Source organism: Vibrio sp. YT-15 (genome assembly GCF_033337445.1).
GTDB lineage: Bacteria > Pseudomonadota > Gammaproteobacteria > Enterobacterales > Vibrionaceae > Vibrio > Vibrio alginolyticus.
Map to the genome: position 1 here is coordinate 160,764 of NZ_JAWOQR010000008.1, position 15,155 is coordinate 175,918.

11 protein-coding genes are annotated in these 15,155 nt (G+C 44.0%); 5 read left to right on the top strand and 6 right to left on the bottom strand.

The genetic code is table 11. The features are described 5' to 3' along the window. Positions 1–10: 10 nt before the first annotated feature. The 3 genes from R7D93_RS16265 to R7D93_RS16275 all read right to left on the bottom strand — a co-directional run bounded on the left by R7D93_RS16265 (position 11) and on the right by R7D93_RS16275 (position 2,189). A complete protein-coding gene (locus R7D93_RS16265) occupies positions 11–1,264 on the bottom strand; it encodes a DEAD/DEAH box helicase (protein ID WP_031781393.1) in 1,254 nt (417 codons plus the stop codon). A gap of 67 nt (positions 1,265–1,331) precedes the next feature. Next, positions 1,332–1,934 (bottom strand): ACP phosphodiesterase, encoded by a 603-nt coding sequence (locus R7D93_RS16270; RefSeq protein ID WP_213867702.1) that lies wholly within the window; start codon positions 1,932–1,934, stop codon positions 1,332–1,334. A gap of 81 nt (positions 1,935–2,015) precedes the next feature. Then, positions 2,016–2,189, bottom strand: coding sequence for a hypothetical protein (locus tag R7D93_RS16275; protein ID WP_017820948.1), 174 nt, complete (start codon positions 2,187–2,189; stop codon positions 2,016–2,018). Between the two features lie 314 nt (positions 2,190–2,503). Here R7D93_RS16275 and R7D93_RS16280 point away from each other — a divergent pair, with 314 nt between their 5' ends. Further along, the gene (locus R7D93_RS16280; protein WP_213867701.1) at positions 2,504–3,934 is read left to right on the top strand and encodes a methyl-accepting chemotaxis protein; all 1,431 of its coding nucleotides are present in this window, start codon (positions 2,504–2,506) and stop codon (positions 3,932–3,934) included. A gap of 430 nt (positions 3,935–4,364) precedes the next feature. Here R7D93_RS16280 and R7D93_RS16285 read toward each other — a convergent pair whose 3' ends face one another. Both R7D93_RS16285 and R7D93_RS16290 read right to left on the bottom strand, forming a co-directional pair. Next, a complete protein-coding gene (locus tag R7D93_RS16285) occupies positions 4,365–5,033 on the bottom strand; it encodes an HAD-IA family hydrolase (RefSeq protein WP_017820949.1) in 669 nt (222 codons plus the stop codon). A gap of 194 nt (positions 5,034–5,227) precedes the next feature. After that, positions 5,228–5,737, bottom strand: a complete 510-nt coding sequence (locus R7D93_RS16290; protein WP_213867700.1) for a flavodoxin — start codon at positions 5,735–5,737, stop codon at positions 5,228–5,230. A gap of 145 nt (positions 5,738–5,882) precedes the next feature. On the opposite strand from R7D93_RS16290, the gene R7D93_RS16295 reads away from it, so the two are divergent. The 4 genes from R7D93_RS16295 to glgC all read left to right on the top strand — a co-directional run bounded on the left by R7D93_RS16295 (position 5,883) and on the right by glgC (position 11,632). Next, a complete protein-coding gene (locus R7D93_RS16295) occupies positions 5,883–6,353 on the top strand; it encodes a CreA family protein (protein WP_005397614.1) in 471 nt (156 codons plus the stop codon). Between the two features lie 233 nt (positions 6,354–6,586). Continuing rightward, positions 6,587–7,891: an inosine/guanosine kinase gene (locus R7D93_RS16300; protein ID WP_005376376.1), complete on the top strand. Its 1,305-nt coding sequence runs from the start codon at positions 6,587–6,589 to the stop codon at positions 7,889–7,891. 236 nt (positions 7,892–8,127) lie between these two features. Then, positions 8,128–9,876 (top strand): formate--tetrahydrofolate ligase, encoded by a 1,749-nt coding sequence (locus R7D93_RS16305; protein ID WP_213867699.1) that lies wholly within the window; start codon positions 8,128–8,130, stop codon positions 9,874–9,876. A gap of 538 nt (positions 9,877–10,414) precedes the next feature. Next, positions 10,415–11,632, top strand: a complete 1,218-nt coding sequence (gene glgC, locus R7D93_RS16310) for a glucose-1-phosphate adenylyltransferase (RefSeq protein ID WP_025767797.1) — start codon at positions 10,415–10,417, stop codon at positions 11,630–11,632. A gap of 97 nt (positions 11,633–11,729) precedes the next feature. Here the strand turns inward: glgC and R7D93_RS16315 are convergent, their stop codons facing one another. Then, a complete protein-coding gene (locus R7D93_RS16315; RefSeq protein ID WP_025767798.1) occupies positions 11,730–14,891 on the bottom strand; it encodes a chitinase C-terminal domain-containing protein in 3,162 nt (1,053 codons plus the stop codon). Between the last annotated feature and the right edge of the window lie 264 nt (positions 14,892–15,155).

Below are 15,155 nucleotides of genomic sequence, written 5' to 3' on the forward strand. Positions count from 1 at the left end.
TTTGCGCGGTTTAGCGAGAGCTACGTGATTTACCACGATTCTTATGAATCGCCAATTTTGCTTTTAGCTTACGCTTCTCAGATGAACGACTACGACGACGCCCATTTTGTTCAGGCTCAACTTCTTCTACAAGACTTGGTTCGAAACCTGCCAGCCATTCTTGGGGTAAGCGTTGATCAAGCAGATTCTCGATAGCTTGCAACAAGTACTCCTCATCTCTACTCATCAGAGAAACCGCCAAACCTGACTTTCCAGCTCTTCCAGTGCGGCCAATTCGATGGACATAATCTTCTGCTTTGAATGGCATATCAAAGTTCACGACTTGTTCTAGCTCTTGAATATCTAACCCTCGTGCTGCCACATCGGTTGCAATCAAAGCACGTACCTTACCTTGTTTAAATTCATCCAAAGCTCTTTGGCGGGCACCCTGTGATTTATCACCGTTGATAGAAACCGCTTTGATGCCATCTAACTTGAGCTCTTTCGCTAACTCATCACTGCCTTGCTTCGTTTTTGTAAATACAAGCACTTGCTGCCAATTCCGCGAGCCAATTAAGTACGCTAGCAATTCACGTTTCCGTTTTTTATCCACTGGATAAACCATTTGTGTTACCGTTTCAGCAGTCGTATTTGCTGGTGAAACTTCGACTTCAACTGGCGATTCCATGAGTTTATACGCAATAGTTTTGATTCGCTTCTCAAATGTCGCAGAGAACAATAGGATCTGTTTCTCAGCAGGCAAACGTCGGAAGATGCGCTGCAAGTCAGGCCAAAATCCCATATCTAACATACGGTCGGCTTCGTCTAACACGAGCATACCGGTTTTAGAGATGTTTACGTTACCATTAAACAGGTGATCCAAAAGGCGGCCTGGCGTGGCAATCAAAATATCAGCGCCCTCTTCTAACTTTCTCTTTTGTACGCCAATGCTTGTACCACCATAAACACACACGATGCGAAGTTCTGTTTCTGCCGAGTACTGATTCAAATTATCAAATACCTGCTGTGCAAGCTCGCGTGTTGGAACCAAAATCAATGCTTGAGGTGTGCCGTTAAGTTTCTTTTGCTGAACGGTTTGTATGATAGGTAAACCAAACGCAGCCGTTTTTCCCGTACCAGTTTGTGCAGCAGCAAGTAAGTTTTTTCCTGCAAGGACGTGTGGAATTGACTTTTCTTGCACTGGTGTTGGCGTCACGATATTTAGATTGCCTAGCGTCTCGATTAGCTTTTGTTCGATGCCTAAATCAGCAAAATTAACAGACATGTGTAACCTCATTATTTTTGGAGCGCAGAGTTTACCAGAGCCCCTAAAGCCATACTACTTTTCTATCTCATTGAGTTGAGTCATTAAGCTGTTGCTGAAAATCATACGACTGGCGCAAAACATCTCGATAAAGTGACGAGAACTTCTCTTCTAATTCGGTGTAATCACTTTCAATCACTTTAAATGTTGTGGTTAAGTCTGCCATTCTAGGGCTTCTTTGCGACATCCGATGTAGTGCAAATTCTATATTGTCTAGATCTTGATAGGATTGAAGCCATCGGCCATGCCACATTCTGCTGTGGAGCACCAAAAAACGTGGCGGCAAATGTTCATGAACCTCTCGGTTTACTCTCTCGTATGCCGTTTTTACAAAGTGTTCGAGAGGCACGGAATGAAAGTCGTTCCAGTGTTTTGCGAGGCAATGATCCCAAAACATATCCAAAGCGATAGGTGCAAAACGTCTCGCAACACCAGTGAAATGAGGCTTACATTCGTTGACGATTGGATGATGATCGGTAATACGGTCAACAAATCTATGTAATCTGATGCCATTTGAGATATCGCGTTCATACAGCTTGCTTGGATCTCCTTTTACGAAGTCTCCAAGCAAGTTTCCCAACAAATGGCTGTTACTGTGATCTGCGATATGCAGGTGGGCTAGAAAGTTCATTCGACGCCAGTTTTGGCCTCTAGGGCTTGGTGTGACATGAACCTAGTATAACGTCAATTACGACGAGATGAGAGTGTTCCGCTATTCGGCTTCGTTGTCTGAGCCAACGTATTCCGACAAGATAATGCCAATTTCAAGCGCATCTAGCAGCTCTAGGCTCTCATCGTTTTGGTATTGGTCGCTCATTGTGACCTCCTTTATTTTAAGCTCTCTTGCTTTTACTTGCTGACGGCCTGGCTCTTGCCATATCCACATCAGCAACTCCTTTTTATAGTCTTTATATGACACATTCATGACAGCGAGAAGTAAAGATTTGAAAACCTATGAGCACAATCAAAAGTAAACGATTGCAATTAAGTTTCATATCCGCTTAACACTTTAGAGAAATGACTCTTTTATCAACATTCATGTCAATTTAAAGATATAACATACTGTTATAGGCGTCCTTAGATCTCATTTCTTAAACTAAATTTAGTATTCGTTACATATTTTGCTGATTAACTTCGCATATTTTGTTTCGATATAGCAATAGATTTGGTCAATATCTTTTATCTCTAATGGAGCTTTAAATGAGAGAAGTTGAGTTTAGAACGATAGACAGGCTGTTTATCAAGATGTCTATCAACGACAAAATGTGGGTTATATTCCTACTATTTTTAGTAGCCCTCACTTCAGTGGCTGGAAGCCGCTACTTCAATGAAATACAACAATTTGAGCAGCAAGCCATCTCGGCGAGCGAAGCGAAGCTTTCTGGTATCGTTGATGCTCAATCAAACCGCGCTACAGAAATTGACGGCGTATCGAAATCGAACCGCGTAAGCGAGAGTTCTTTTGTCGATGGGTCTGTCACCGCTTATGCCAAGTTGCATTCTGGGGAAGTGATTAAGCTGACTCAAAATGTGTCCACACAATACGAATCGTTAAAATCATCAGCTCTATCGTCACTATTACTCAGCTTCTTATGGGTTATTCCTTTTGCCCTATTCTCTTACTGGGTGGCAACGTTTATCGGAGGAGCTCTGTGGGTTTTATATACAACAACCGAAAAAATTGGTGACGGTGACTTAACCTCTCGTCTTGGTTTCCATCCAGGTCGAGATGAATTCGGTACCATCGGCTGTGCGCTAGACAAGTCTATGGATACCTTAAGTGAACTGGTTAATAGTGTTAAAAATAATGCAACGATGTTGAGCGAGACATCTTCTGCATTCGAAAAAGATATGCAGTTGAGTGAAACCCAGATATCTCATCAATATCAAACGCTTGATTCAGTCGCGACAGCAATGGAAGAAATGACAGCCTCTGCAAAGGAGGTATCAAGTATTTCTCAACAAGCAACGACGCAGTCAGACCAAGATGCCCAGAAGATCGAACTAAGCAGAAGCCGTGTACAAAACGTGATTGGCGAGATAGAGACGTTATCTAGCTATATTGAACAAGCCTCTACGTCAGTAACCAATTTAAACGAGAATACGACGCAGATTAATGACGTGATCACAACGATTAACGCCATTTCAGAACAAACTAATCTGTTGGCACTAAACGCAGCAATCGAAGCAGCCCGTGCTGGTGAACAAGGTCGTGGATTTGCAGTGGTTGCCGATGAAGTACGTACATTAGCAAGCAGAACTCAACAGGCAACAGTAGAGATCCAAGCCATGATTGAGAAGCTTCAAATTGAGAGCCAGAACATTGCTTCAATCACCAACCGAACCGTTCAGCAAGCTCAAACCAGCAGCCAGCTTATTGATGAAATCGGCCATGATGTTACCTCTATTGCCGAGTCAGCACGCTCATTAATGGACATGAGCATTCAGATTTCCACATCTGCTGAAGAACAAAGCGCAGTTGCTAACGATATTGCATCGGAACTTTCAGAAATTCGTAGTCAATCAAGCACAATCAGAGAAGTGGCGGAGCAATCTACCGCTGGCGTCGCTAATCTCACGCAAGCCTCCGTTTCTCTTGGTGAGATATTACAACGCTACCGCACCTCATAACATTGTGGAACTTATGATCAACAAGGGCTCCTTAAGGAGCCCTTTTCTTTAAACCGTGTTCAACTATTACCTTCGATATTTTCTACGACATCCAAGTGGATATTTGAAGTGAATCTCAAGTTCTCGCTGTACCGGATGAAATAATGTTCTTAAACAAAGCGTTCCGCTATGCTTGATCTTGCCAATTCCAATTTGCTGCTGGAAAACAATATGAATAATTACAAAGACACAAAAGACATAGAGAACCTGAATTGCCCACTCTGCCAAGGAGATGAATATCTCATTTCATCGGATGGCGAGAAATTCACATGCGCTGCTTGCGGATTTCATACAAAAAACTTCTCATCTATCCAATGTCTACATCAAACGCCTTACCTACAGTCTAAACTTAAGCACATCCACAGCTTGAGTCCGGTTTGCCATTAGTAGGTCAAACAGAGCAGCCACACAGCTGCTCTTTTAATTCATCTAAATGATGGATGCGAATTACACGCTCGTCATCAACAAGATTGATAGCTTCACCATTAAATAACTGTATCGTTTTTATACCGGCGTTTAGTCCCGCCTCAACTCCTTTAGGCGTGTCATCAATATAAAGACAGTCACTTGGTAAAAAGCCCATGCTCATAGCACTGTACATGATTAAATCGGGCTCAGGCTTCCAACTATTCGCATCGAATGCCGAGAACACTTTCCCTCGGAAAGCATCGAGTAAACCGGTTAACTCCAAAGCGTATTCAATTTTATCTTTAGGTCCATTAGACGCCACACAATATTCGATATTATGCGAATCCAAAAACTGAATTAATCGTTTTGCGCCATCCATCGGCTGTAAGTGACGCACAAAAAGAGACTGGACTTCTTCTCGGTATTGCGGCTCTAAAACATCAATTGGGACTTTGATATCTTTCAATTCTTTAGTATCTAAAAGGATGTCAGCGAGCTTTCCTCCTTTAAAGTGAGAAACGCACTCTTCCATCGTTAACTCAGCCCCATGCTGGTTAAATACATTGACGAGCGCTTGGCAACACAGTCTTTCGCTGTCGACCAACGTACCATCACAGTCAAATATCACGCACTTAATATTGGTAATTGCCATAGCCATCTCCAGACGTCTTAAAGGCTCAAGCCCAAGCGATTTTAAGAATGTTTGGATTAATCTTATTTGAGTTTGGGATTGTTGAAACGACGAGCTTGGCATTTCATGGAAATAGAAGGGAGCAATTACAGTTTTTCTAAGCAAGATCACCCAACGTCATCTTGCTTTACTTTTTATGCACATTGATGTGTAAGTTAGTTTTCGATAACCACTGAGTCTAACAGTTTTTGCTCGGTGCTTAGTCTTTTAGCCAGATCAGCCACAAACGAGCTTTTGTATTTTGATTCAGAAACAGCAACATCAGAGATGAGTGTATTTCCTTCGAGATGGCTAACAATAGCAGCACCAATTGGGACTCCAGATTTAAAACCAACATATAATTCAAAATCTGGCGTGAGGATAATCTGTGTCAGATATTCAATGATCATATCTTTATCATACTGCTGTTCCCAGCGCTGAGATTGCAAGATAGAGAACATAATGGTCAGTCGATGAAAATCGACCAGAAAAATATCGTCGGGGTTAAATTCAGAGTCACTTTCCAGTAGTGTGTCTTTGTCGACTACTTGATACGTTGCTTTTTCTAGCGTTTTGAAATAGACATCGCGCCCTTTCAAACTCTCTGGTGTCGGAAATTCAACTTCGACCAGTTCATACAGCCATGTATTTTTACGCTCGATACTGGCTAACTGTTGTTCATTCATCTTGATACCTTCGTTTAGAGCAGTACATTAGCATGAAGCCCGCAACAAACCTAGCGCACATAGACCTTTCCGTGGCTAAATTTTGTTTTAGGTGCAAACCTCTGATAGATTTCATCAATATCTTTCCTAGTTAAGGACAAAAATAATGAAAAAGATGCTGTTAAGTGCATTGCTTGCTACTACTCTAGTTGGTTGTTCAGATAACGATGTTGCTGACGTGGGGCTCGGTTGGTTTACTTTGAAAGACATCAAAGTCGGAGAGTTGAAAGACGAGGTGGTAACAGGTGTCACATGTCACATCGCCTCTATCGAAGCGGATTTCAGCTTAGCAGATCCAAGTGATAGCTCAATATCATGTCGTCAGACTGGCGAAATCACACCGGAAATGATTGCAAAAATAGATAAGAGTAAGTCCGGTGAAATTGTATTTAAGAAGTCAAAAAGCATTTTCTTCAAAACAATGAAGGTTCGCCGTATTTATGATGCCGATAACCAAACCTTACTCTACTTGTCTTATACAACAAAAGAGACCGATGGTAGTTTTAAACATAGCCTTTCGACAGTCCCACTTTGGGGTACCAAGGCTTACGTTGAGCCAACTGAAGTGAAAAAGTAACGCGGGTAAATTTAGTTAGCGCGGAGCAGGCTCTTTCCGGGCGCTGCTGAGCAACAAGTTTAAAAAACAACCCATTGCAATACGACAAGCGTCATAAATTGCAGCTGCTTTGGTTGCTATTTACTCAGCTCGCTGATTTTTTCAGCGAGCTGACTTCTTTGTAATAAATCGCCACGATTTTCATTTTTTTGTGATACAATCCCGCCTCTTTTTTTTCTCACTCAAGAACAAGCATGAAGTTTCCTGGTCAGCGTAAATCTAAACACTACTTCCCAACTCACGCTCGAGATCCATTAGTAAACCAAATCCGACAGGCACCTAAGCTATATCGCCCAACTATTGTTGGTGTCGGTCAAACCATTGTAGATATCGAAGCACGTGTAGATGACGCGTTTTTAGAGAAATACAACCTGAGTAAAGGACATTCGCTCGTTCTTGAAGAAAGCAAAGCAGATGCTCTTTACGAAGAACTGGTTGAGCAAGGCCTGATCACACACCAATACCCAGGTGACACGATTGGCAATACTCTTCACAACTACTCAGTTTTAGCCGATAGCAAATCCGTTTTGCTCGGTGTGATGTCTAAGAACATTCAAGTCGGTTCTTTTGCTTACCGCTACCTTTGCCGTACGTCTTCACGCATGAACCTTAACCATTTACAAACGGTAGATGGCCCTATTGGTCGCTGCTACACCCTAATTTCTCAAGACGGTGAGCGTACATTTGCTATCAACGAAGGTCATATGAATCAACTACTTCCGGAAAGCATTCCTGAAGAGATCTTTGAGAAAGCATCAGCCCTGGTTGTTTCTTCTTACCTAATGCGTGGTAAAGAAGAAGATCCAATGCCTAAAGCGGTACAAAGAGCGATCGACTTTGCTAAGAAGCACGATGTCCCTGTTGTACTTACGTTAGGGACGAAGTACGTTATCGAAGGCAACGCACAGTGGTGGCAAGAATACATTCGCGAAAACATTTCTGTTGTCGCTATGAATGAAGAAGAAGGTGCGGCGCTAACAGGTGAAACAGAGCCGCTAGCTGCTGCTGATAAAGCACTTGAATGGGTTGATCTCGTACTGTGTACGGCAGGACCAAATGGTCTGTACATGGCTGGTTACACCGACGAGAAAGTAAAACGAGAAACCACACACGACATCCTTGAAAGCTCCCTCGAAGCCTTTAACCAGTACGAGTTTAGTCGTGCGATGCGTAAAGAAGACTGTCAAAACCCAATGAAGGTCTACTCTCACATCGGCCCTTACCTTGGTGGACCACTAGAGATTAAGAACACTAACGGTGCAGGTGATGCAGCCCTTTCAGCCTTACTGCATGACATGGCAGCAAACTCTTTCCACCAAAAAGAAGTGCCTAACTCAGAAAAGCACGAAGTACGATGCTTAACCTACTCCTCGCTTTCTCAGATCTGTAAATACGCAAACCGAGTAAGCTATGAAGTGTTGACGCAGCACTCTCCTCGCCTATCGCGAGCGCTTCCTGAACGAGAAGATAGCTTAGAAGAGACTTATTGGGATCGTTAAAACGACAGCTTTAAAGCTAAAAATATATCAAGGTCACCATTTGGTGGCCTTTTTGTTTTTATCTAGCACTATAACGAGTAGATTTCGTTAGTATGTCGCACAATACGAAGCAGTAAACTCTTTACAAGCCTAACCGAAACAGTACCATCACCAAGCAGACCTTTGCCTCACAATAATACTCGTTATAACTCAGGTAGTTTTTCAACGCTACCTGTGTGCCACTTTGGGGATTCTCCATGCAGTCAGATATCGAAATTTGCCGAAACACACCACTTTCTTCTATTGATGTTATCGCGGAAAAAGTAGGACTATTGCCCGAAGAGTATGACACTCACGGGAAGCACAAAGCCAAAGTCCACCCAAAATGTTTGGAACGACTCAAAGCAAATGATGACGGTAAACTTGTACTCGTCACTGCGATCACGCCGACTCCTCTTGGCGAAGGAAAAACCGTTACGACGATAGGCCTGGCGCAAGGTTTAGCAAAGCTTAATCAATCTGTTATTGCATGTATAAGGCAACCTTCGATGGGACCCGTCTTCGGTATTAAAGGTGGCGCAGCGGGCGGCGGTTATTCTCAAGTAGCTCCAATGGAAGAGTTAAACTTACACCTTACTGGTGACATTCACGCAGTGACAGCGGCGCACAACCTTGCTTCAGCCGCTCTTGACGCTCGCTTGTTCCATGAGCAACGCGAGGGTTATGATGCCTTTGAATCACGCACCGGGTTAAGAGCACTTAAAATCGACACGGCAAGTATTACTTGGAAACGAGTGATGGACCATAATGATCGTGCACTACGTAAAGTCAAAATTGGCCTCAATGATGCAGGAAAAACCATCAATGGTTTCGAGCGTGACGAAGGGTTCGATATTTCAGCTGCTTCCGAGTTAATGGCTATAATTGCACTAGCCAAAGATTTAAAAGATTTACGTCAACGTATCGGGAAAATTGTCGTAGCGTACGATTTGAACGGAACCCCCGTCACTACGGAAGATCTACAAGTTGCAGGAGCAATGGCAGTAACACTAAAAGAGGCGATTGCACCAACACTGATGCAAACTCTAGAAGGTGTTCCTACGTTGATCCATGCAGGTCCATTTGCAAACATCGCCCATGGAAATTCATCCATTATCGCGGACGATATTGCGCTAAAACTGTCAGGTTACACGGTAACTGAAGCCGGTTTTGGTTCGGATATGGGATTTGAGAAAGCGTGTAACATTAAAGCTGCTGCCGCCAACAAAGCCCCGGACTGTGTAGTGATCGTAGCAACATTACGCGGCCTCAAAGCGAATTCCGGACACTACGATTTACGGCCAGGTATGGCTATTCCAGATTCCATTTTTAATCCGGACCAAGCAGCATTGGAGGCTGGGTTTGAAAATTTAAAATGGCACATAAATAACGTTCATAAATACGGTTTACCTGCTGTCGTTGCCATTAACCAGTTTCCACAAGATTGTGTGAAAGAGCTTAAAGCTCTTGAAGAGCTGATTCACCAATTTAATCCCGAAGTTAAAGTAGCCATCAGCACCGCTTTTTCGCAAGGCGGACAAGGCGCAACGGAACTAGCTCAACATGTTATTGATGCGTGTACCACGCCTGTAGAGTTTTGTCCGTTATACAACAAAGAGCAATCATTACTCGAAAAGCTCATGGCAGTATGTGAAGCGGGCTATGGAGCAACCAATATAGAAATGACTCCTATCGCGACTGAGCAGCTCAAACATTTTGAGCAATTAGGCTTTAACAACTTAGCGGTTTGCATCGCGAAGACACCACTATCTATAACCACGGACTCCGCAGTCAAAGGCGCACCAACTGGTTTTACCGTCCCAATCCGCGAGCTGCGCTTGTGTGCGGGCGCAGGATTCATTTATGCATTATCTGGAACCGTGATGACGATGCCAGGCTTACCTGATAAACCCGCATTTATGAATTTAGATCTTGATGATGAAGGAAATATCGTCGGTCTCTCTTAGTGCAGTGATAACGTATCGCTATCAGTGATAGTGAACATATTCATTGAGTGAGTGGTCTACTTACCTATCCACTCACTCTCAACAACTGTGAAAAGAGTTGTCTCAGGCCTTCTACTCTTGAATTGTTGATACAAAGCTCTCTTGCCTTACATCAACGCGCCTGTTTTAGACCTTTAGAGTTAAGACGCTAACCCTAAGCCTTGTTTAGCCATAGTTATTAAGCTAGAAAACCCTATTTATCTTCTTGTTTTGTAGCCACTTTACATTGTAAATCCATACTTGTTGACCTCTCCTTTCTACAATTTTGCGCCAATTTGATGCACGGGCTATTTAGCGCTTCACTAATATGGTGCAGTTGTCTTACAGTGAAATTTTAACCTCCTTGATTTTTAAGGAGATATTCTATGGCTCGATTCTTGTAGTAGACTTTTCACTAATAAGCACATTAGCACATGCTTTTCAAAACCTCTGCGTTGCATACCACCTCCTTCAGGTTAGCACCGTTTTGATGCATGTCAGAAAAGGGAAAGGGAATACTATGGAAGACGCACTCGCCGTAATTTTAGCAGGAGGGATGGGGTCTAGACTCAGCCCTCTCACCGATGACAGAACCAAGCCAGCCGTACCTTTTGGCGGAAAATATAGAATTATAGATTTCACACTAACCAATTGTTTACATTCGGGTTTACGCAAGATCCTTGTTTTAACCCAATATAAATCTCATTCACTTCAAAAACACTTACGAGACGGCTGGTCGATATTCAATCCAGAGCTAGGCGAGTACATTACTGCTGTTCCACCACAAATGCGCAAAGGTGGTGCATGGTATGAAGGAACCGCCGATGCGATTTATCACAACATGTGGTTGCTATCGCGAAATGATGCAAAGTATGTGGTTGTGTTATCCGGCGATCATATCTATCGAATGGACTACGCCGCAATGCTTGAAGAGCATAAAGAGAAAGGTGCTAAGCTCACCGTTGCCTGTATGGATGTTCCCGTAGAGGATGCTTCAGCATTCGGTGTAATGGGCACCACAGAAAACGGGCTCGTTACTTCGTTTATAGAGAAACCTGAAACCCCACCTACTCTTCCTGGAAGCGCGACCAGAAGCCTTGTTTCTATGGGAATATATATCTTTGATATGGATGTTTTGAAAGAAGCGCTTGAAGAAGACTCAAAACTCGATTCATCAAGCCATGACTTCGGAAAAGACATCATACCTAAGCTAATTGATACCGAATCCGTTTACGCTTATCAATTCTGTGGCAGTAAAGGGCGCGTCGATAAAGATTGCTATTGGCGCGACGTGGGTACCATTGATTCCTTCTATGAAGCGAATATGGATCTACTAGAACCTGTGCCGCCAATGAACCTTTATCAGTCTAATTGGGCGATTCGTACTTACGAGCCGCAGTTTCCACCAGCTCGTACTGTATCGTCGGCCACGGGTAATGAAGGCATTTTTATTAACTCCATCATTGCTACCGGTGTCATCAATTCCGGAGGCTCGGTACAGCACTCCATTATTTCCTCTAATGTACGCATTCAAGATAGTGCAACGGTAGTCGATTCCATCATTTTTGATGACGTAGAAGTCGGTGAAGGAAGTCAGTTGGTCAACTGCATAGTTGATAAACATGTTCGTATTCCGCCACATACTCAAATTGGCATCAACAAACTTGAAGATGCGAAGCGATTTAAAATCTCAGACAAAGGTATTGTCGTCATACCTGAAAGTTACCAATTCGATTAAACGACAAACTATCACAACAAAAAAGCGCACGATAATCATCGTGCGCTTTTGTTTAAGTGCCTGTAAACATTAGGCTATAACAAATAATCCATAATAATTAGATGTTACATACCGTTGACCAGCTACCATCTGTACCCGGTTCAGCCGCTGTCCACCAGTTCGCTTGGTAAACCACACCGTTGTGGATGATCTTATCACCTTGGTTAGCGTGGCTTGGATTACCTGCCCAATCCGTTTGTGGCAGAGCTGGGTATGTCACTAAACCTGTCGTATCACACGTACCTGGTTCAGTGGTACCACCACCCGTGCCCGCATTGAGATCACCAATTGGTAGATCTGGCTGTTCAAACTTAAACGCAAACTCTTTACCACCAGAAATCACTGAGTAGTTAGCCGGACCAGAGATTGGTAGATAGTAAACCATATCAAGCTCGTAAGTGCCGCCCGCTGGCAAGTCTTTCCATGCTGGTAGAGAGAACGACACACGGTGCATTACGCCATCTAAGCCACCAATGTTGTTTGCTCGAGTATGTCCAGAAGCAATCACTTTCAAACCACCACCTGATTGGTCTTTCGCATTGTCCGGCGCAGATACTGGGATATCGAATTGGAATTCAGTACCGCCAGGGATCGCTTGACCAGTGTTGTTCGTAAACGTGATTTTCGGGTTAATTGGGTAGTTTTGGTCGCCAACTTTGAAGCCGCCAACACTAACAGTAATGTCTACTGCTTCAGTTGGTGTTGGACCAGTCGCTACTTTGTTACCGTAAGGCGTCGCAGACTTAAACTTGTCGTAGATAGCTTTGGTCATAGTGTTACCCATGTGGTATTCACCATTACCCGCCGCACAAGCTTGTTCAGTTGCATCTACTGCCGTACGATTACCATTTGCATCCAGTACGTAACAGTTGTAGTCACCGGCTAGTTCCCAGAACATGATACCGCCGATCTCTTTATCGATAACGTAATCGGCTTTCACCTCGATAGAAGCTTTATCTTCCGTAGATAGGAATACGCTCTTCTCTGCGTTCCACAACCAAGGTGCCACAGCAACGCTATCGTAATGACGAGTATAAGTACCAACAAACTTATCTGAAGGATCGTTGACAGGGTCAAGACCGTAAGCAGCTGCGTAAGAGCCCCAAATACCGTTTTCTAGGTTCTTAGCATGCCACATTGGGTTAGAACCAGCGCCCATTTCGTTTCCTTTAGGGTCGGTATCATGCCACATGTTGTCGATACCAATAGCGCCGTGACCACAGTTGTTCTTCTCACCTTCACCTGTGCCCGGTTGGCACTCTGCTTGGTTTGGTAGTGCCGCTCGGCCCCAAAGGCCATTGTCGCCACCAGTAACACCTTGCCAACCACGGGTGTAGTAAGGAACACCAATGTTGATACGACCTGCTGGCATAGAGCCACGGAAGTAATGGTAAGCCCAGTCTGTGTTCAAGTAACCGATACCACCGTATGCAGCAGTGCCGTATACGTTCCACTGCGCTAGCTCAGAGTCTTTACCTGTATCGAATAAAGCCGCGTTATGACCAACGTGATCATTCCAAGCCCCATGCAAGTCGTAAGACATGATGTTTACGTAGTCTAGATACTTAGTTACATCGAAGGTTTCCATCCCACGTAGCAAGTAACCTGAAGATGGTGCTGCGATAGTCAGCATATAATGAATACCATCTTGCGCGGATGCCGCATCAAGTTTCTCACGCAATACTTTCATCAGCTCTTGGTAAGACGCCCATAAATACTGACGACGTGGTTCCATGAAGTCTTTGTCGTAAGGGTTACCAGCACCAGCCATTGACGTCGGGTATTCATAGTCAATATCTAGGCCATCGAACTTGTACTGACGCATCATTTCAACGGCAGAAGTTGCGAACTTCTCAATACCAGCATGATTAATAGAACCGTCCGCATTCGTCGTCATGGTGTAGAAGCCACCATCAGCTACACGATCGCCGTTCGTATCGAAGTGACCGCCCGTTTCAGCCCAACCACCAATCGAGATTAGCGTTTTAACATCATGTTTTTGCTTGTAAGTTGCTAGTGCACCAAAATGACCTTTAAAACCAAGAGCAGGATCTACCTCAACGCCTGGCCAAGTTTTACCTGTAGCAGGGTTGTTAGGATCATTTACGTCGCCAACGTTTACTTTGCCGTCAGAACCAATGCTCACAAACGCGTAGTTAATGTGAGTAAGTTGTTCCCAAGGAATGTCTTTAACAAGGTAAGTCGATTGTGGGTCGTCACCTGATCGCCAACTGGTGAAGTAGCCGATTACACGACGTGGGTGATCAGCCCCCATTTTCTCACGGCCTTCTTCGTCATAAATAGAACAGTAAGGAACATCTACACCCGTTGTTTGATAAAGACCATCAGGACGACAATTAGATGTCACTGCGCCGCCGTTTACTGTTAACGTCGCAATTGCAGAATCTGCTGTTGCTCCAGCATCATCGGTTGCTCTCGCATAAACACTTAATGAGCCAGCTTGTGAAGGGGTTACATCCAGCGTGTATGGCGCTGTTGTAGCAGTGCCAGCAAGCACACCTGCAACATAAAAATCAACTTTAGCAACGGTACCATCCGCATCCGTAGCATTTGCAGTCAGTGTTACGGAACCACCCAGGTCAATAGAGCTCGCAGAAAGCGCGACATCCACTGTCGGCGCTTCGTTACCAGGTTGCGCTGATGCCACAGTTAACGTCACAACACTTGCCGTACTAACGGCACCTGCATCGTCATAGGCCTTGGTAGAGAACTCGTGCTGTCCTTCAGTTGCTGTCCACGATGCAGCATACGGCGCAGACGTTGCCTGACCAACTAATACACCATCAACAAAGAACTCTACTTTGCTAACAGTCCCATCAGTATCTGCCGCATCTGCAGCTAGGTTAACAACATCACCCGCAGTCACAGAAGCCGACGCAGAAGGCGATGTCAGAGTAACCGTCGGGACTTCATTCTGAGGTGGTTCAACCGGTCCAGTGCCATCACAAGCGCCAAGTGTTTCCCACTCGCCCCACTCACCAGATTGCGCTGGATTGTTGTTTTGCGTCCAGTAACGCGCTTTATAAGCATTACCTTCATGCTGAACTTGGTCGCCACCGTTATAAACTTTTGATGATTGCCAAGTTTCTAGAGGGGCACAGTCAACTGCTGCGTAGCTATTGAAGGCCATAAGACAAGAAGCGGTGAGTGTGCTTAGTGTGAACACGTTTTTCACTGCGTTGCCGTTTTTAAGGTGCATAATCGCTCTTCCTTAAGTTATTGTTAAAACAATACTAAATGCGCTAAACGAAGCGCATCTATACTTTTATTTCGACGTAAAATAACTTAAGTACAAGTTGGTGATTTCACACTATCTATTTACGAGTTTTCCACACCGCCTCGCAACAATCCACTAAATGATTGCAACAACGTACCTATTATTTGGCACCAGTAACTAATTTTATAACTCAAATAAATATGTCACTCGCAAATTAATAAAAAAGGTAAAAAAAGTCGCCATTTT